This is a genomic window from Dickeya aquatica, from assembly GCF_900095885.1.
GTDB lineage: Bacteria > Pseudomonadota > Gammaproteobacteria > Enterobacterales > Enterobacteriaceae > Dickeya > Dickeya aquatica.
Genome location: NZ_LT615367.1, coordinates 4,297,651 through 4,315,608, shown reverse-complemented (window position 1 = coordinate 4,315,608; position 17,958 = coordinate 4,297,651). Strand labels below are relative to the sequence as shown.

Genomic DNA, 17,958 nt, shown 5'->3' with positions numbered 1-17,958 from the left:
GCAAGGATGATGGCTCACAACAAAAGGACTGAAACATGCAAAAAAAGAGCGTGATGTACCGTATGTACTGGCATGCGGCCATGCTGGCCGCATCGATGTTATCGGCCACGATACTTGCCAGCCCGGCGCTGGCGGCACAAACCAACCAGACCGCCGCACTGCCTGCCGGAACGATTGACCAGATCCGCTTTGGTGATAGCGCATCAGAGAAAGACCACAGCCTTACTGACGCCAGCAGTCAGACACTGACCGGAGGATTGGCAGAGCCTGCTCGCCAGTTACTGCCTCTGAGTCCGGCAGGAATGTATGGCGGTAGTTTGACGTTTACCATGAAGGTGGATCCTCAGCGGCGCAACTATGTGTCTGTCAAACTGTGGGGGGATGACGATGTTAATTCCGCCATAGGCCGGCTTTACCTGTACGTGGTAAAGGAGGGCGTCGAGTATCAGGTGGGCTACCGACATGAGGGTGACTACATGCCGCTGAGTGTGGCTCACTGGCATAAACCTTTGCCGGGACGCTTCTTTTACTCCACCACGTTGCTGCCTTATACGATGACCAAAGGCCGCAGTACGATAACCCTGAAAATCGTTTCTACCGGTCGGCTCTATCCGTTCGGAGCCGGAGGGCCTGATGCGGCCAACCCCTATCAGTACGCCATGAATACACCCAGTCGCGGGGTTTACCGTGCTTATACGCATGTTGATCCCTTTCTGGATGTCTCGACGGAGCCTCAGGGCCGTGAGCCTTCTGTTGCGGCACGCATTTCACCGGGGGAGGAGATTTTAGGTGTTAACGGTTCATTTCGTAACGCCATCAATAATCGCATTACCAGCCTGCTTGCCAGCACGCCGACAACGGCCAATCTTTCAGGGAGTGACCTGCGCTATCTTGCCCGTGCCTATTCGGTGGCCGGGCTGAAAAGTGAACAAAACCCAGCGGTGATAAGCCAGGTTGTTGCCGGGCTGGATGCTTACGCAACGCAATACTACGCTGACAACAACACGGTAAAAGGCTGGGGGGGTAGCTTTGGCGTGCAAGGGCAGGCTATCTATTACCTGCGTGATGTACTGACACCGGCTATCCTCAACGCGTCGGTCAGCTATGGCAGCGGCGGCACGAAAACCCGACGCACCGCCTGGGCGGATATGCTGTTTGCCAGTCGTGAATTTGGCCGCCTTCAGGACAGGCGCACGCTAACCAATCAGTCAATGATTGCCAGCAACAGTATCTACTTTGCCAATAAAGGCCTGCTGGTGTTAAACGACAGCCGGGCGTTCGCTGAAAAAACAGCACAACGTTACATCAGAGAGGCGGTGGGCCTGCTGCCCTGGACGGGAAATGACCTGACGGATGGTGGCGGACGCCTTCCTTACGGCAATGCCTATTATCAGGTGACGGATAAGGGCCAAACCCGTGAATGGGGATATGTCGGTGCGGGTTATGGCGAATTGCAGTCCTATCTGGCGGAATATGTTCGCGTGACCGGTAGCGATGATTTTTGCCAGCAAATGGTGAAAATGGCAAAGGCGCGGGCACCGTTTCGCCGCCCGGCTATCGATGTTGTGAATGGCAATAATTATCGGGCAATGGAGGCGATAGGCTTGCTGGCCTGGCGCGGTGCGCATGAAAGTGACGGTAATTTTGCCGGTTATATTGCCTATGTTGACTCGCTCAATACCAATGAACGGGCGAAAGGGTTGCGGGTTGCTGCGGCCAGTCAAGATGCCACGCTCATCGGTTATGCCAAACAAATGCTTGAAGATGGGCAGTTTTTTGCCAGCCTGAGCGGGGCGGAGTCGGCATTTGAAGCGCTGGATGTGTTTGCTGATTACCAAACCATTAAAACGGCCAGCGACAGTGGTGCACGTTTGCCGATGACTGACGGCCAGCCTGATTTTGCCTGGACGGATGAAGACAATGCCATCGTTGCCTTGAAGAAAGGTGATGAGCGCCTGTGGTTAAGCGCTTACTGGCAGGCCAAGGCGGGTACGGGTATCAATGCTCTGGCGCGTTTTCACTTTAGTACGCCGGGGTATGATCAGTACGGCGTGCTGGAAACGACGCCGCTTTTTCGCGCGACCACCAGTTATACCCGCGCCAATATGATAGATAAGCCAGAACAGAATCAGTATGTGCCGCCCAATGCGCCCAACAATGCGTATGCCGGAGAGATCCTGCCACTGGGCGCTACGCCGTCGGATGCCTCCGGTAGCGACCCTTTTCGGGGTAAGGCGGATTTCTATGCCTTACGCTTTGGCCACTACCTGATGGGGATTAACACCAGTACCCGCAACAGTTATCCGCTAAAAACACCGGCTGGCTTTAATGCTGCACAGGATTTGGTATCACAGCGCACGCAGTCCGGCACCATCACCGTTGCGCCACGCAGCAGTGTGGTGTTGTATCTGGAGAGTACCCGTGATGCGGCACCGGTACCGGCGACCCCGCTCTATCTCAAAGCACAAACCAGCGCTGGGGTGACAACGTTATCGTGGTCGGCCGCCTCTGGCGCGACACGTTACGCTGTCCAGCGCTCCGGCAGCGAGGCGGGGAATTATCAGACCATCGCGACCGTGACGACCAATGCCTACAGTGATAACGTGACTGCCCCTTCCGGCGGCGACTACTATCGCGTGGTGGCAGTGAATGATAAGGGAGAAAGCTACCCTTCCATGTGGAGCCATCCCTGAGGCGGGATGATGCCCTCTCGGGGTAAGCGTTATCTTGCGCTGAGCCTGTCGCCGCCAGCCCACCATGCCAGCGGCGCATGATTTCAGTCAGGCATGAAAATTTTCTTCACTAACCATATGAAAAAACGGTGTTTTCATTTTAAGTGCATAAGAGTGTGATATGGATCGCACTTTTTGTGAAATGGGATATAGTTACTATGGTGATAATTGACTTGTCATTTACGAACACCCCAAACGAAAATTTAAAATGAAGGAAACCACCATGAACATGAAAACTCTTTTTGCCACCATCGTACTGAGCACACTGTCTGCGGGTTCTTTTGCGGCGACCGAAGTTCAGTATCCGCAGGGCCAGGAAATCGGCAGTGTTTCTGCCACTGCCAGCACGCTGGACAGCCTGCAAGCGAAACTGGCTGCAAAAGCTGATGCCGCGGGTGCTAAATCTTTTCAGATAACCGCAGTGCAGGGCGACGATACCCTGCACGGTAATGCAGTGCTGTTTAAATAAGTTGTAACCCGGTCAGGGAGTCTCCCTCCCTCTCCTCCCTGGCCTGATTGACTTTCCTCCCTTTGTGTCTGTTGTGTCTGATTCTTGTGTTTTAACCGGGCGTTGCCCGGTTTTTTTATTTCTGTTCCGTGAGTTCTGGTCAGGCGACAGGAATCGGTATCATGCATGGTATGTGTTGTATTCATTAAGGAAGAGATGTCGTGAAAACCATAATGGCCGGTTTAGTGTTACTGACGTCATTGCCCTGCCTGGCAGAGCGTGATTATGAAATGGAGATGTGCCGAGATGGTCATTTCCCCCATTACCCTGGGCAGTATGCCAGCGGCAAAATTAACGCGTCTGAGGGTAATAAAGCCTATTTCTATGATGATGATACGGATAAAGGGTGCCCGGCGAATCAGGCGCAATGCCAGCAAAAAGCCTATCTGATAGAAGGTGACAACGTGCTGGTTGCACAGGAGCAAAACGGCTGGTCGTGCGTCGGGTTTCAGGGCAAGAAGAGCGTGTTTGTCGGCTGGTTGCAGTCCAGACTCATTGAAAAACAACCGACGAAACCCCCTGTGTTCAATGACTGGCTTGGTACATGGCGCAATGGTGAGAACAACATTACCCTGACACAGGGAAAGAACGGGGCACTGCGCATAAAAGGCCGCGCGTATTGGCATGGCGGCGTGTCTCCATCCGGTGAAGAGAATGTGCATTTGGGGAGCCTTGCCGAGACCGCGCAGCCAACAGGAAACCGGCTGGAATGGGGGAAACCGAATGAGGAATTTAAATGCGCAGGGGCAATGCGGCTTATCAACGGTCAGTTAGTTGTTGCAGACAATAATGAGTGCGGCGGGATGAACGTCAGCTTTAGTGGCGTGTATCGTTTGCAAAAATAGCCGCGAAGGGGCGAGTCACGCAATAGCAATAAAAACGGCCCCAGTCCGGGGCCGCTGAATATCTGTCACCTGAAAGGGATTATTCCAGCCCTTTGGCTTGTGCTGCTGCTTTCACGATGACCGCGAACGCATCTGCTTTCAGTGACGCGCCGCCAACCAGTGCGCCGTCGATATCCGGCTGGGTGAACAGCTCTGCCGCGTTAGATGCGTTGACGGAACCGCCGTACTGAATGATGACTTGTTCAGCCACGGCTGCATCCTGCCGGGCAATGTGGTCACGAATGAATTTGTGAACCGCCTGCGCCTGCGCCGGAGTAGCGGACTTACCGGTGCCGATAGCCCATACCGGTTCGTAGGCAATGACCGCGTTGTCGAACGCTTTCGCACCCAGTGTGTTCAGCACTGCGTCCAACTGACGCGCACAGACGGCTTCGGTCTGGCCCGCTTCGTTTTCCGCTTCGGTTTCACCAATACACAATACCGGGATCAGGCCGGTTTCTTTCAGCACCGCGAATTTTTTTGCGATGAATTCATCACTTTCGTGATGATAAGTGCGGCGTTCGGAGTGGCCGATGATGATGTATTTGGCACCGAGGTCTTTGAGCATCGCGGCGGAGGTTTCACCGGTGAATGCGCCAGCGAGGTTGACGTCCACATTCTGGGCACCCAGTGCAATACGGCTGCCTGCCAGCAGATGTTTGGCCTGATCCAGATAAAGGGCTGGCGGCGCAATGGCTACGCCACAACCGGTGACTGCGCTCAGCTCGCTGCGCAAGCCGGCTATCAGTTCGTGAACCAGGCTGGTGCTGCCGTTCAGCTTCCAGTTGCCCATGACTAAGGGATGTCGCATCTTGTTTCCTCCAGGCATATAGCCAGTTAATCAATTCATGGCTGCGTCAGGCAGCCAGTCTGACGAGTGTATCGAACTGCCGATAGTATAGAGTTGAAATGGCGCGGTGGCTCTGTTTTTCGTGCCTAATTATCGAACCGATCACGAATCAGATAGCGCCAGCTTAATCGGTTCAACAGCGAAAGTTAGCCCCTTTTCGCCATGATCAACCACCACGTAACGCAATGCGCCCTCCGTCTGTTGGTAAAATCGCTGCCCTTTGCCTTTTTCCAGCAGGGTTTCCACTTTTTTCAGGCTTTGCTCGCCCGTCAGTGACGGCATAAAGGTGCGTAACAGGGCGGCCATATAGTCGATAGCCTGTTTACGGCGACCGTTCTGATCCGGGTCGCGTGGTTTGGGCAACCAGGTTATCTGCATGGTTTTAATCTTGCCGGTGCCCTTTTCCAGCGCAGTAGAGGAGTAAAGGCGATCGTTAATGCGGCTGGCAGCGCGTATCAGCGCCGGTGAGTCGTCACCGGTATCAACCACTTTGTACTCACCCAGTGGCAGCGACGGATTGCTCAGGTTGTAGCGGGTGCGGAACTGTAACAGATTCATGTCAAACGTAGGGGCGCTCGGCAGCAGATAGGGTGCTGTGGATGCTGCGCGTGGCTGAAACAGCGTATCCCCCCTGACGAACGACGGGAACAGTAAGCTTATCGACAGGTAACAGAGCGCCAGCAGGGCATTTTTCATCATCACGTTTTTGTCATCGCCATCAAGTTTTGTCATCAAGACAGTCTGCATCGTCAGGTGTTGCGGATATGCTGTGTGATTAAAACGGGATCCGTAAGTGATTGTCAAAACACACGATGAAAAACCCATGTGGATTTAAGGTAAAATCCCGCCCGTAGTACGGCAATCAGGAATAAGAGTAATGACAATACAACAATGGTTTTTTTCATTTCGCGGTCGAGTGGGCCGCCGGGATTTCTGGCTGGGGATAACGTTGGTGGTGGTAGTGATAGCGGCGTTGTTCGTTCTGGCGGGTATCGGCTGGCTTGAGACACAGAGAGCGGCCTTTGCGCTGGTGGTGTTGATGTGGCCACTGTCGGCTATGCTGGTGAAAAGATTACATGATCGCGACCGCAAAGGCGGCTGGGCGCTGCTGTTGGTCGTGGCCTGGATGCTGGGGAGCGGTAACTGGGCGATGCTGCCCGCGCTTTTACAGTGGCTGGTCGAACGGTTTATACCGGTGCTGATTGCCGTCATGATGTTGCTGGAGTGCGGCTTGTTGGCGGGAACCGCTGGCACAAACCGCTTTGGTGCACCGAGCGGGCCGCTGCGGTTGCGTGAGAGTGAGCACTGAACCTGAACGCGCGCTATTGATGCTGGCGCATTACCAGTAATGTTCGCTGGTGATGTGCCCAGGGCGACGGCGCAGGTGTTTGGTCATCTGGCGCGCGTCTTTCAGCAATTGCTGGGTATCTCTGACCATCTGCGGGTTGCCGCATAGCATGACGTGGCTGGTCTGCGCGTTAAGCGGCAGGCCGACGGCGGCTTCGAGCGCACCGTTTTCAATCAGCGTCGGAATGCGCCCGGTGAGCGACCCTGGCTGTGCTTCACGGCTGATGACGGTCTGGATACGCAGTTTTTCCGGGTAGCGTTGCTGCAAGTCTCGCATCAGCGGCAGGTAGCTCAGGTCACGGGCAAATCGCGTGGCATGAACCAGTACAATATGCCGGAATCGCTCCAGGTCGTGCCCTTGCTGTAGAATAGACAGATAAGGGCCAATGGCTGTACCGGTGGCCAGCATCCATAGCGTGTCGCAGTCCGGCACTTCTTCCAGCACGAAAAACCCGGCGGCATCTTGCGTGACCAATACCTCATCACCGGGCTGACAGCGATGCAGGTGCGGGCTCAATTTGCCATCCGGCACGTTAACCAGATAAAACTCTAACTGCGGATCATCCGGGGCATTGACGTAGGAATACGCCCGCTGTATGCGTTCGCCATCCAGCTCAAGCGCCAGCTTGGCAAATTGCCCGGCGCTAAACGGTGCCACGGGGGCGCTCAGTCGCAAACTGAATAGATTTTCCGTCCAGTGTTCAACGGCAAGTACCTTACCTGTCACCCACTCTGCCATGATGTCATACTCCTGTTGTTGTCGCGGGTATGTTGTTGTAACGGGTAGGGCAGGGTCGCCTGCCACCCGACCCTAACCATACGCTATCTTTTAACAACTGTGAAACCTTTCGCCAGTGCAGATGGTTACCCGTGGCTGACCGGTGTGGCAGAGGCTCAATTACAGCAGAAATTCGTGCAGCGCAGCGTCTTTGCGGTCCAGATAATGGGTGGAACTGATGCGGCGAATCGTGCGGGATTTGCCGCGAATCAATAGCGTCTCGGTGGTGGCGATGTTGCCGCGCCGGGCAATGCCGTTGAGCAGGTCACCTTTGGTGATGCCGGTGGCAGAAAATATCACATTATCGTTGCGCGCCATGTCAGCCAGCATCAGCACCTTACCGGCTTCAATGCCCATTTCACGGCAGCGTGCCAGCTCCTGTTCGCCGAGCGTGCGATTGTGTTCGTTGTCTTCTTTCACCTGATGACGCGCCAGCAGGCGGCCTTGCATATCGCCATCCAGTGCACGGATCACCGCCGCTGAAATCACGCCTTCTGGTGCACCGCCGATACCGTAGAGCACATCCACCTCGCTTTCGGGCATACAGGTCAGAATAGAGGCGGCCACATCGCCATCAGGAATGGCGAAGACTTTTACCCCCAGTTGCTGCATATCGGCGATGACTTTGTCGTGACGTGGTTTGGCCAGCGTGATGACGGTCAGCTCGCTCAGTGGTTTACCCAGCCGTGCGGCAACGCGCTTGAGGTTCTCTTCCAGCGGCAGGTCGAGGTCGATAGCGCCTTTAGCCTGCGGCCCGACAATCAGCTTTTCCATGTACATATCCGGCGCATGTAAAAACGCGCCCTGCTCACCGACGGCCAGTACCGCCAGCGCGTTGGCCTGGCCCATTGCCGTCATACGGGTGCCTTCAATCGGGTCAACGGCGATGTCTACCGCATCGCCGTTACCGGTGCCCACCTGTTCGCCGATATAAAGCATCGGGGCTTCGTCGATTTCACCTTCGCCAATGACGATATGGCCTTTGATATCAACCTGATTAAGCATAATGCGCATTGCCTGTACGGCGGCGTTATCGGCGGCGTTTTTGTCCCCGCGTCCCAGCCATTTATAACCGGCCAGCGCAGCCGCTTCAGTAACACGGGAGAATTCGATGGCTAATTCACGTTTCATGGATAGCAGTCCTGAAAAGGAGAAGAAGAAAAGACCAGAGTGGGGCGTAATGGTAGCACAGGCGGGGAAATGGCAGATGACCGGCGGGAGTGAAAAACGGGCGCGATAGCCGCGCCCGATCAAAGCAGCGTGAAATTTACTCGTCGTGTTCTTCCCAGGCACGCGCGCGCTCCACCGCTTTTTTCCAGCCACGGTAGCGGACATTGCGCTCAACGGTTTCAATACTGGGGCGGAATTCCTGTTCAATCGCGGTTTTGCTTTTCACCTCGTCGAGATCGTTCCAGAAGCCGGTAGCCAGGCCCGCCAGGAAGGCGGCACCCAGTGCCGTGACTTCGCGGATAACCGGGCGCTCAACGCGTGTCCCCAAAATATCCGACTGGAACTGCATCAGGAAATTGTTGGCGACGGCACCGCCATCAACCCGCAATGATTGCAGACGGGTATCGGCATCAGCCTGCATGGCGTCGAGCACATCGCGCGTCTGGTAGGCAATCGACTCCAGCGTCGCACGGATGATGTGATTCGCATTGACGCCACGGGTCAGCCCGAAGATAGCGCCTCGGGCGTAGGGGTCCCAGTAGGGTGCGCCCAGACCGGTAAACGCAGGCACCACATAAACACCGTTGGTGTCTTTCACTTTGGTGGCGAAATATTCGGAGTCCATGGCGTCATTGATAAGCTTCAGCTCATCGCGCAGCCACTGAATAGACGCCCCGCCGATAAACACTGCGCCTTCGAGCGCGTAGTTCACTTCACCGCGTGGGCCACAGGCAATGGTGGTCAGCAGGCCGTGTCTGGAGCGAACGGCTTCTTTGCCGGTGTTCATCAGCAAGAAACAGCCAGTACCGTAGGTGTTCTTCGCCATTCCAGGCTGAACACACAGCTGGCCGTACAGTGCTGCCTGTTGGTCACCGGCAATACCGGCGATAGGAATACGGGTGCCGCCCTTGCCGCCAATGTTGGTCTGGCCGTAAATTTCTGAAGAAGGTCGCACTTGTGGCAGCATGGCACGGGGAATATCCAGCACTTCCAGCATGCGTGCATCCCAGTCCAGCGAGTGAATGTTGAACAACATGGTGCGTGAGGCGTTGGTGTAGTCAGTGACGTGCGCACGGCCCTGCGTCATTTTCCAGATAAGCCAGGTGTCGATGGTGCCGAACAGCAATTCGCCACGTTTCGCTCGCTCACGGGCACCTTCTACGTTGTCGAGGATCCACTTGACTTTGGTGCCGGAGAAATAGGGGTCAACCACCAGGCCGGTGTTGGCGCGGATGTACTCTTCCATGCCGTCTTTTTTGAGCTTTTCACAGATATCGGCAGAGCGGCGGCACTGCCAGACAATCGCGTTGTAAATCGGCTTGCCGGTCTCTTTTTCCCATACAACGGTGGTTTCACGCTGGTTGGTAATACCGATACCGGCGATTTCATCGCTGCTGATGCCTGCTTTGGCCAGCACTTCTACCAGCGTTGAGCTTTGTGAGGCCCAGATTTCCATCGGGTCATGCTCTACCCAGCCTGCTTTCGGGTAGATTTGGGTAAACTCCCGCTGTGACACGCTGACGATATTCGCGTCATGATCCAGCACCACGGCGCGTGAGCTGGTGGTTCCCTGGTCGAGTGCGACAATGTACTTTTTTTCCTGGTTCATAAACGTAATCCTGTTCGGGGAGAGGGTTAGACCTTACGGGTTTGAGCTGCGGGTGCATTATCGCTGTCAGCCGCACAGACATCACAAGGCAGGTTGCGGCCAATCAGGGCACGGTAGCCCAGCGCACCCAGGCAGGCACCGACAATCGGGCCAAAAATCGGTACCAGAATATAAGGAATATCACGCCCGCCGGTCAGCGCTATCTTGCCCCAGCCTGCCAGGCAGGCAAACAGTTTGGGGCCGAGGTCACGCGCCGGATTCATGGCAAACCCCGTGAGCGGGCCCATTGATGCGCCAATAACGGCAATCAGAATACCGATGAGCAGCGGAGCCAGCGGGCCACGCGGAATACCATTACCGTCATCGGTCAGCGCCAGAATCAGGCACATCAAAATAGCGGTGATCACCATTTCCACTAAAAATGCCTGAAGTACCGAAATGTGCGGGTTCGGGTAGGTGGAGAAAATGCCCGCCAGATCGAGGCTTTCCACGCTGCCGCGCACCATGTTGTGGGTCTGTTCGATGTTGTCGAACAAATTATGGTACAGGCCGTAGATAAGCGCCGCCGAGCAGAATGCCCCGGCCACCTGAGAGAGGATATAAGGCAGCACTTTGCGCCCGTCAAAGCAGGCGAACAGCCATAGTGCAATGGTGACGGCAGGATTGAGGTGTGCGCCAGAGATTGCGGCGGTCAGGTAAATCGCCATGGCGACCCCTAATCCCCAGACAATACTGATTTCCCATAACCCAAAACTGGCACCTGCCAGTTTGAGTGCCGCGACACAGCCAACGCCAAAAAAAATCAGTAAGCCAGTACCAAGAAACTCGGCAATACACTGGCCTTTAAGGGAGGAAAGTTCAGATTGACTCATGATGCTTGTTTCCACCTGTGGGTTTACAGTAGGGAGAGAGGGCGCTGAGTCATTGAATGACCCGCGCGTTTTAGGCTGGTCTCGTGGAGCTGAAGAGGGCGACGGCCAGGCTCTTTTTGTATTTCGGATGTGAATTTATCGTTAATGTTCGAAAACGAGAAATATCGAAATTAAAATGTGTGTGACGCGTCAAGAAAATGAGCGAGTTCGCGTCATCAATGCGATTGTGCGCAAGTATACGTATTCCATGCCCGGTGACGTGTTAAAGTAAATGTTGAATTCATTAACATTAATATCGGTTAACCCTTGCGGGATATCTTTTGGGTGGATGCTGATGGCCTGCTTGTGAAAAAGCAGGCAGAGTGGTGGTTTTACCTATGGTGTCGCTGGACAGCTCTGAACCGGCTACATACAATCATCATGTGTTGACTTGTCAGACGTTTATGTCCGTCGTCGGGCAGCCGCGGTCACTGGATGTCAGATTCAGTAACTCACGTCTGGCGTTCATCTGTTCGTGATACGTCTGCGTTAACCGGCCTGGGCCGTGCTATCAAAAGGGGTTTGAAGTTATGTCATTTGAAGTGTTTGAGAAGCTGGAAGGGAAAGTTCAGCAGGCGATTGACACGATCACGCTGTTGCAGATGGAAATCGAAGAGCTGAAAGAGAAGAACAATGCGCTGTCGCAGGAAGTACAGAGCGTGGCAGACAATCGTGATGCATTGGTGCGCGAGAACGAGCAACTAAAGCAGGAACAACAGGCATGGCAGGAACGTCTGCGTGCACTGTTGGGTAGGATGGAAGAGGTCTAATCTCTGTGGGTATTACCGTCACAGCGGTAATACCCTTTCGTGCTAAACGTGACGGGTCTTGCGAAACGCAATGGTGTGCGGGACGGTTATTCCAGGTCGAGCGGGTCTTCTGACAGGATGATACCGGTGTTATCGGCATAAAGATGGTCGCCCGAGAAAAAGGTGACGCCGCCAAAATTAACCCGAATGTCTGTTTCGCCAATCCCTTCACTGGCTGCGCCTGCCGGGATTGCGGCCATGGCCTGAATGCCGATATCCAGCTCAGCCAGTTCATCAACCTGGCGTACCGCACCGTAGACGACGATACCTTCCCACTCATTCTGGGTGGCCACCCGTGCCAGGCCTGCATCAATCAACGCGCGCCTGACGGAACCTCCGCCATCAACCAGCAGTACCCGGCCTGCGCCGTTTTCTTCCAGCACATCGAACAGCAAGCCGTTGTCCTCAAAGCATTTCACCGTAGTGATTTTGCCACCGAATGAACTACGCCCGCCAAAATTGGAAAAAAGAGGTTCAACGACATTGACCTCTTCATGATAGATATCACACAGTTCGGAAGTATCGTATTTCATAGGAGCCACGTTTGTCGCCGCTGAGAATGTGGGGGTGAGTATATCCCTTTCTGGCGACTGTTGGCAAAATCATCAACAGCGGCTTTGACCAACATCAGGGATAGGCCGGGTTTTTGCCCCCGGCCTTTGAAACGCGGTGTTTTTATACAAGGGTTCGCTGACCGCTCACGCTACGCGATGTGGCGTTAGCTTAACAACACACCAACGGCGAACAGCAGGTTGGTGAGCAGAGCTCCTTTAACGGTTTTCTCCAGCATCGGTCGCATGCTGAATGCGGCGGTTTCCCGCATGACATAACGCCCCTGACGCACGAGCAGAGGCAGCGCCAGAATAAACAACCAGCCTGCCAGCGTATGCAGGTACAAGGTGGCAAACAGCGCCAGACAAATCGGTGCAGTCATCAACAGCAGCATATGGTAGCGGCGCGCTTTATGTGCACCGAGGCGTACTGCCAGCGTATTTTTGCCATTTTCCCTGTCGCTGTCGATGTCGCGCAGGTTATTGATGTTTAAAACCGCCACCGCCAACAGACCGCAGGCTGTGGCGGGCAGAATGACAATCGTATCGAAATAACCGGTTTGCAGGTAATACGACCCGGCAACGCTCAACCAGCCAAAGAAAATCAGCACGGAAATGTCGCCAAGCCCGATATACCCGTAGGGTTTGTTGCCAACGGTATAGGTAATCGCCGCCAGTATCGCCAGCAGGCCCAGTGACAGAAAAACCACGATATCCACCGGTTTTTCGCACGCCAGCACCACCAGCGCACAGCCGGCAATCGTGGTCAGTGCCACGGTGACGAACAGTGCCCGGCGGAGTTCCGGCAGGCTGATGGCTCCGGTTTGAATACCGCGCAATGGGCCGAGGCGATCGGGTTTATCGCTGCCTTTTACGGCATCGCCATAGTCGTTGGCCAGATTAGAGAGAATTTGCAACAGGCCAGCAGTTAGCAGTGTCAGCAGTGCGACACCAGGCTTAAAGCTGCCGTGCCAGCAGGCAATAGCTGTACCGGTTACAATCGAAGCAAAGGCCAGCGGCAGCGTTTTGGGTCGCAGGCTGTCTAACCAGGCTTGGGTTTTGCTGCTATGTGTCAGTTGGGTCATGGCGTCAATCGGTCAGGGTATCAATGAGTGTCAGGGCGCTGCTGGCAGCGTATGTTGCCAACAAGAGCAGTCAACGTTCTTACGGCGCAGGCGATTTACTGTTCAGAGAAATTTCGTCAGTTCAGAAAGCCTCTTTTTTCATACAGATAGCATGCAACCGTTTTGAAATTGCAGGCCTGATAATGCTGACAAAAACAGCAGCGGGAGGCCAGGCCTCCCACTGTCAGTCATCAGTGCAGTCCGTCAGCACGGATTATAAGATAAATCGGCTCAGATCTTCATCTGCTACCAGCTCGTCCAGATGACTGCTCACGTAATCTGCATCAATGGTCACGGTTTGGCCGTTCATTTCGCTGGCGCTGTAGGACACATCTTCTATCAGACGCTCCAGTACCGTATGCAAACGTCGGGCACCGATGTTTTCTGTGCGTTCATTGACCTGCCAGGCCGCCTGGGCGATGCGGCTGATACCATCCGGCTGGAAGGTCACATTAACACCTTCTGTCGCCATCAGCGCCTGATACTGGCGGGTGAGTGAGGCACTGGGCTCGGTCAGGATACGCTCGAAATCTTCGGTGGTCAGTGCCTGCAATTCAACGCGAATAGGCAAACGGCCCTGCAATTCAGGGATCAGGTCTGACGGGCTGGCGACCTGGAAGGCTCCAGAGGCGATAAACAGAATATGGTCCGTTTTCACCATGCCGTGTTTAGTCGATACGGTACAACCTTCAACCAGCGGCAGCAGGTCACGCTGTACCCCTTCACGGGACACATCCGGGCCTGAGCTTTCACCACGCTTACAGATTTTGTCGATTTCATCAATGAACACGATACCGTGCTGCTCAACTGCTTCAATGGCTTGCTGTTTGAGCTCTTCCGGGTTCACCAGTTTGGCGGCTTCCTCTTCCACCAGCTGTTTGAACGCTTCACGAATCTTGACCTTCCGGCTTTTCTGTTTCTGACCAGCCAGATTCTGGAACATAGACTGTAACTGATTGGTCATCTCTTCCATACCCGGCGGTGCCATAATTTCCACGCCAACCGGGGCGGCCGCCAGCTCGATTTCTATTTCTTTGTCATCCAGTTGGCCTTCGCGCAACTTCTTGCGAAAGGCCTGACGAGCGGCTGAAGGTTCATGGCTCTCTTCGGGCTGGCCCCAATTGTTTTTGGCCGGTGGGATAAGCACATCCAAAATGCGCTCTTCGGCGAGCTCTTCGGCGCGATGGCGGTTTTTCTCCATGGCCTGCTGGCGCACCATTTTGATGGCAACATCGCTCAAATCGCGGATGATGGAGTCAACTTCCTTACCCACATAGCCTACTTCGGTAAATTTGGTCGCTTCCACTTTGATGAAGGGGGCATTAGCCAATTTGGCCAGACGGCGGGCTATCTCCGTTTTCCCGACACCGGTCGGGCCTATCATCAGAATGTTTTTCGGTGTGACTTCATGGCGCAGGCTCTCTTCCAACTGCATGCGACGCCAGCGGTTGCGCAAGGCGATAGCAACCGCCCGTTTCGCCTGATGTTGGCCGATGATATAGCTATCAAGCTCGCTGACGATTTCGCGCGGGGTCATTTCAGACATAGTGGGGTCCTTACGCCTTGGAGGCTAATTCTTCAATCGTGTGGAACTGGTTGGTATAAATACAGATATCACCGGCAATACCCAGAGACTTCTCGACTATCTCGCGGGCGTTCAATTCGGTGTTCTCCAGTAAGGCACGGGCGGCTGCCTGTGCGTAGGGGCCGCCAGAGCCAATGGCGATAAGATCATTTTCCGGCTGAATCACATCACCGTTGCCGGTAATAATCAGCGAGGCATTCTCGTCAGCGACAGCCAGCAGAGCCTCCAGACGCCGCAGCATGCGGTCTGTGCGCCAGTCTTTGGCCAGTTCCACAGCGGCTTTGACCAGATGCCCCTGGTGCAGTTCCAGCTTACGCTCGAACAGCTCAAACAGGGTGAAGGCATCCGCAGTGCCGCCAGCGAACCCGGCAATCACCCTGTCGTTGTACAGGCGACGGACTTTGCGCACGTTCCCCTTCATTACGGTGTTGCCCAATGTGGCCTGACCATCCCCACCGATGACCACCAGACCATTGCGGCGTATGCTTACAATTGTTGTCACGAGCTTATCCCCGTTACTGAGAGAAAGGCCCCCGCAGGAACGCGGGGCATATTGACGGTAAACATGGGGTGGTGCGTGGGGGTTTTCAACCCCCACTGGCTAGCGGGATGCAGTTAGACTGGCCCATTGCTTTGAGTTTTTGAGCCATCTTATCGGCTGTCGCGCGGTTGCCGTAGGGGCCGAGTATGATTCGGTGCCAGCCGCCGCTATTGGTGATACGGCTTTCCACACCGGCAAACGCCAGCTCCGCCCGGACAGATTCGGCCGGCTCGGCTGTTTTAAATGACCCGCATTGCACCATCCAGCGCGGCTCTTTCTCCGGTTTGGTCGTGTCGGGTTTCGCACTATCAGGTTTGGTATTTTCGGTTCTGGTGCTTTCAGCACGCGGGGTTTCGGCTTTGGTATTCTCGGCTTTAACCGTCTCTCTTACCGGCGGTTCTGGCTTACGCACATCGGCCGCAGGGGTTTTCGGTGTGCCGGGGCTTTGCGTTTGAGCGGGCGTGGCAGGCGCAGTGTGGCGCGGAGTCGGCGCTGGTGGTGGCGTTGCCGTTGTGCGTGGTGTACTGGGTTGCAGTGTTACCGCGTTGCCACCAGGTACTACGGGAACCACCATCTGTGATTTGGGGGCGGCCCGGGTTGGCATCTGGCTTTGGTCGTTGTAAGGCACCTCGTTGAGCATGGTGGGCTGGCGTTTCATGTCTGACTGCATTTGGTCAAGCAATTGCCGCTGTTCATCGGTCAGTTGCCCCGGTGACTGGACTTCACCACCCGCTGATGGCTCAGTCGGTGAGGTCACACCAATCTGGCGATTTTCCAGCTCTTTGATATAACGCCAGCGCTCTTCCGGTTTCGGCGGTAGCCCGTTACCTTTGGTACTCTGGTGCGGCAAAATGGGGGATTCGTCCGGTTTATTGTGGGCGATAAAGTAAAGCCCACCGGCAAACGTGACCAACACGGCGACGGCGAGCGCCATCATGGTTTTGGATACGCCTGAGGAGCCTCCCCGTTTCCGGCTGGCTGTTTTTTTCCGGCTCGTTCCAGAACGTCCCCGGCTGACATAGTCTCGTTGTGCCACAATCGTTTCGTTGCGAAGAAAATAAGTAACAGGTCGCCATGTTACTGAACCCTAAAATATTTGACCAGCACCTGAATTCTTAAAGCCTGTAACACGGGATGCCGGGGCGGCGGTACTGTCGCGGATAACCAACTGGCTACTCATCAGGCGCGACCCTCTGCGTACCTTGTGTTGCTGCAATTGCGCCAGCAGTAACTGCGTGGCTTCCCGCCCTATCTCGTAGCGTGGCTGGGCGACGGTAGTCAGTGCCGGAAAGCAGTGATTCGCCTGCTCAATATCATCAAAACCTATCAGCGACAGGTCACGCGGCACGTCCAGACCCATTTTTCGTGCCTGTGTCAGTGCGCCTAATGCGATGATATCGCTGTGGACAAAAGAGGGCGGTGGGGGCGTAGGGTGCGACATCAACTGAGTCAGCCCTCTGGCTCCGGCATCATAGCTGAAATCGCCACGCACAATGTACTGGTTATCGACCGTTAAGCCGCAGCGTCGCAGCGCCTGTATATAACCCTGTAGCCGGTACTCACTGAGCGGGATTTGGTCTGGGCCTGCGATACAGGCGATCCGCCGGTGACCCAATTGATGGAGATAGCTGACGGCTTCAAACGCGGCGGTCAGGTTGTCGATATGTACCGTCGGCATATCCAGCTCGGGGGCAAACTCATTCGCCATGACCATTGGCGGCAGGTGGCGGCGCTCCTCTTTGCCGACATCAAACGGCAGCGGGGAGCCCAGCAGCAAAATGCCGTCTATTTGCCGGGCGGTGATTAAGTCAAGAAATGTGCGCTCGCCATGACGCTGGTAGGCGCAATCACCGATCAGCACCAGATAACCGCGCTGTGCCGCCGTGTCTTCAATACCGCGCAGCATTTTGCCAAAAAAGGGATCGCTGATATCAGGCACCAGTGCCAAAATCGTGCGCGATTCGTGTCGTTTCAGATTGCGGGACAGATGTTGTGCCGAGTAACCGACGGCCTGTGCGGCCTGCTCCACTTTTCGGCGTGTGAGGGCAGAGACTTTGTCCGGGCTGGTTAACGCGCGTGAAACTGTTGCGGTAGAGACGCCGGCCTTGTCGGCGACATCTTTCATGGTCGCAGGTGAGGCAAATTTTTTCGGCTCCAATCTATTTCCTCCTTGCGTCAGTCTTGACTGGCGCGCTCTTCAGGCTGTGGTCAGTGGGCGTATGCGGGCCTGCTTGCTTCATGGTGAAACCCTCTGCCGGACCCCTGCTTGCGGCGGGTAAACCGCACCCGTGTATCGGGTCAGGGGCCGCTTCCCTACGCACAGGTATAGCACTGCCTGGTGAGCTGTCACCCGGCAAAACCGCGTGTGACGGGCTCATGTGCTCTGATCAGCATACTGCTTCCGCTATTGCTCGTAACAGGTTAAGGGTAAGGTTTATCAAATAATTTACTCTTCTGCCGTATGGATGAGCGGTTTTTCGGTACGCGCCGCAAAAACCATTATCGATGATGGTATCGGTGGGAGAGGTGGAGCAGAATCGACCTGTTTTCTGTATTGCA

The 17,958-nt window shown here is 55.1% G+C and carries 17 protein-coding genes; 5 read left to right on the top strand and 12 right to left on the bottom strand.

The window, feature by feature from the left end:
* Positions 1-35 precede the first annotated feature (35 nt).
* The 3 genes from DAQ1742_RS19555 to DAQ1742_RS19545 all read left to right on the top strand — a co-directional run bounded on the left by DAQ1742_RS19555 (position 36) and on the right by DAQ1742_RS19545 (position 4,085).
* The gene (locus DAQ1742_RS19555; RefSeq protein WP_232046563.1) at positions 36-2,693 is read left to right on the top strand and encodes a class I SAM-dependent methyltransferase; all 2,658 of its coding nucleotides are present in this window, start codon (positions 36-38) and stop codon (positions 2,691-2,693) included.
* A gap of 262 nt (positions 2,694-2,955) precedes the next feature.
* On the top strand, positions 2,956-3,201 hold the full coding sequence (bhsA, locus tag DAQ1742_RS19550) for a multiple stress resistance protein BhsA (protein WP_035339052.1): 246 nt from the start codon (positions 2,956-2,958) through the stop codon (positions 3,199-3,201).
* 200 nt (positions 3,202-3,401) lie between these two features.
* Positions 3,402-4,085 carry a hypothetical protein gene (locus DAQ1742_RS19545; RefSeq protein ID WP_035339054.1) on the top strand — a complete coding sequence of 228 codons (684 nt, stop codon included), beginning with the start codon at positions 3,402-3,404 and terminating at the stop codon, positions 4,083-4,085.
* A gap of 79 nt (positions 4,086-4,164) precedes the next feature.
* Here the strand turns inward: DAQ1742_RS19545 and tpiA are convergent, their stop codons facing one another.
* Both tpiA and DAQ1742_RS19535 read right to left on the bottom strand, forming a co-directional pair.
* Positions 4,165-4,935 (bottom strand): triose-phosphate isomerase, encoded by a 771-nt coding sequence (gene tpiA / locus DAQ1742_RS19540; protein ID WP_035339056.1) that lies wholly within the window; start codon positions 4,933-4,935, stop codon positions 4,165-4,167.
* A 141-nt stretch (positions 4,936-5,076) separates the two neighbouring features.
* Positions 5,077-5,670, bottom strand: coding sequence for a DUF1454 family protein (locus tag DAQ1742_RS19535; RefSeq protein ID WP_371327841.1), 594 nt, complete (start codon positions 5,668-5,670; stop codon positions 5,077-5,079).
* Between the two features lie 181 nt (positions 5,671-5,851).
* On the opposite strand from DAQ1742_RS19535, the gene DAQ1742_RS19530 reads away from it, so the two are divergent.
* Positions 5,852-6,283 carry a DUF805 domain-containing protein gene (locus tag DAQ1742_RS19530; protein WP_035339059.1) on the top strand — a complete coding sequence of 144 codons (432 nt, stop codon included), beginning with the start codon at positions 5,852-5,854 and terminating at the stop codon, positions 6,281-6,283.
* 30 nt (positions 6,284-6,313) lie between these two features.
* On the opposite strand, the gene fpr is transcribed toward DAQ1742_RS19530, so the two are convergent.
* The 4 genes from fpr to DAQ1742_RS19510 form a co-directional block, all read right to left on the bottom strand.
* Entirely contained in the window at positions 6,314-7,060 is a 747-nt protein-coding gene (gene fpr / locus DAQ1742_RS19525) for a ferredoxin--NADP(+) reductase (protein ID WP_035339061.1), read from the bottom strand.
* Positions 7,061-7,219: 159 nt separating this feature from the next.
* Positions 7,220-8,230, bottom strand: coding sequence for a class II fructose-bisphosphatase (gene glpX / locus DAQ1742_RS19520; protein WP_035339063.1), 1,011 nt, complete (start codon positions 8,228-8,230; stop codon positions 7,220-7,222).
* A 136-nt stretch (positions 8,231-8,366) separates the two neighbouring features.
* Positions 8,367-9,878: a glycerol kinase GlpK gene (gene glpK / locus DAQ1742_RS19515; RefSeq protein ID WP_035339065.1), complete on the bottom strand. Its 1,512-nt coding sequence runs from the start codon at positions 9,876-9,878 to the stop codon at positions 8,367-8,369.
* A 26-nt stretch (positions 9,879-9,904) separates the two neighbouring features.
* Positions 9,905-10,750 carry an MIP/aquaporin family protein gene (locus DAQ1742_RS19510; RefSeq protein ID WP_035339067.1) on the bottom strand — a complete coding sequence of 282 codons (846 nt, stop codon included), beginning with the start codon at positions 10,748-10,750 and terminating at the stop codon, positions 9,905-9,907.
* A gap of 569 nt (positions 10,751-11,319) precedes the next feature.
* Here DAQ1742_RS19510 and zapB point away from each other — a divergent pair.
* The gene (gene zapB, locus DAQ1742_RS19505) at positions 11,320-11,559 is read left to right on the top strand and encodes a septal ring assembly protein ZapB (RefSeq protein ID WP_035339069.1); all 240 of its coding nucleotides are present in this window, start codon (positions 11,320-11,322) and stop codon (positions 11,557-11,559) included.
* A gap of 86 nt (positions 11,560-11,645) precedes the next feature.
* Here the strand turns inward: zapB and rraA are convergent, their stop codons facing one another.
* The 6 genes from rraA to cytR form a co-directional block, all read right to left on the bottom strand.
* Entirely contained in the window at positions 11,646-12,131 is a 486-nt protein-coding gene (gene rraA, locus DAQ1742_RS19500; RefSeq protein ID WP_035339071.1) for a ribonuclease E activity regulator RraA, read from the bottom strand.
* Positions 12,132-12,316: 185 nt separating this feature from the next.
* Complete coding sequence (locus DAQ1742_RS19495) at positions 12,317-13,234, bottom strand: 1,4-dihydroxy-2-naphthoate polyprenyltransferase (RefSeq protein WP_035339073.1); 918 nt, start codon at positions 13,232-13,234, stop codon at positions 12,317-12,319.
* 253 nt (positions 13,235-13,487) lie between these two features.
* On the bottom strand, positions 13,488-14,819 hold the full coding sequence (gene hslU / locus DAQ1742_RS19490) for an HslU--HslV peptidase ATPase subunit (RefSeq protein WP_035339074.1): 1,332 nt from the start codon (positions 14,817-14,819) through the stop codon (positions 13,488-13,490).
* A 10-nt stretch (positions 14,820-14,829) separates the two neighbouring features.
* Positions 14,830-15,360, bottom strand: a complete 531-nt coding sequence (gene hslV, locus DAQ1742_RS19485) for an ATP-dependent protease subunit HslV (RefSeq protein WP_035339076.1) — start codon at positions 15,358-15,360, stop codon at positions 14,830-14,832.
* Between the two features lie 85 nt (positions 15,361-15,445).
* Complete coding sequence (ftsN, locus tag DAQ1742_RS19480; RefSeq protein ID WP_071604046.1) at positions 15,446-16,435, bottom strand: cell division protein FtsN; 990 nt, start codon at positions 16,433-16,435, stop codon at positions 15,446-15,448.
* Positions 16,436-16,486: 51 nt separating this feature from the next.
* Entirely contained in the window at positions 16,487-17,557 is a 1,071-nt protein-coding gene (cytR, locus tag DAQ1742_RS19475; RefSeq protein WP_180706193.1) for a DNA-binding transcriptional regulator CytR, read from the bottom strand.
* Between the last annotated feature and the right edge of the window lie 401 nt (positions 17,558-17,958).

Coding starts and splice junctions, on each gene's coding strand:
- DAQ1742_RS19555 (WP_232046563.1), top strand. CDS start 36: ATGCAAAAAAAGAGCGTGATGTACCGTATGTACTGGCATGCGGCCATG.
- bhsA (WP_035339052.1), top strand. CDS start 2,956: ATGAACATGAAAACTCTTTTTGCCACCATCGTACTGAGCACACTGTCT.
- tpiA (WP_035339056.1), bottom strand. CDS start 4,935: ATGCGACATCCCTTAGTCATGGGCAACTGGAAGCTGAACGGCAGCACC.
- DAQ1742_RS19535 (WP_371327841.1), bottom strand. CDS start 5,670: ATGAAAAATGCCCTGCTGGCGCTCTGTTACCTGTCGATAAGCTTACTG.
- DAQ1742_RS19530 (WP_035339059.1), top strand. CDS start 5,852: ATGACAATACAACAATGGTTTTTTTCATTTCGCGGTCGAGTGGGCCGC.
- fpr (WP_035339061.1), bottom strand. CDS start 7,060: ATGGCAGAGTGGGTGACAGGTAAGGTACTTGCCGTTGAACACTGGACG.
- glpX (WP_035339063.1), bottom strand. CDS start 8,230: ATGAAACGTGAATTAGCCATCGAATTCTCCCGTGTTACTGAAGCGGCT.
- glpK (WP_035339065.1), bottom strand. CDS start 9,878: ATGAACCAGGAAAAAAAGTACATTGTCGCACTCGACCAGGGAACCACC.
- DAQ1742_RS19510 (WP_035339067.1), bottom strand. CDS start 10,750: ATGAGTCAATCTGAACTTTCCTCCCTTAAAGGCCAGTGTATTGCCGAG.
- zapB (WP_035339069.1), top strand. CDS start 11,320: ATGTCATTTGAAGTGTTTGAGAAGCTGGAAGGGAAAGTTCAGCAGGCG.
- rraA (WP_035339071.1), bottom strand. CDS start 12,131: ATGAAATACGATACTTCCGAACTGTGTGATATCTATCATGAAGAGGTC.
- DAQ1742_RS19495 (WP_035339073.1), bottom strand. CDS start 13,234: ATGACCCAACTGACACATAGCAGCAAAACCCAAGCCTGGTTAGACAGC.
- hslU (WP_035339074.1), bottom strand. CDS start 14,819: ATGTCTGAAATGACCCCGCGCGAAATCGTCAGCGAGCTTGATAGCTAT.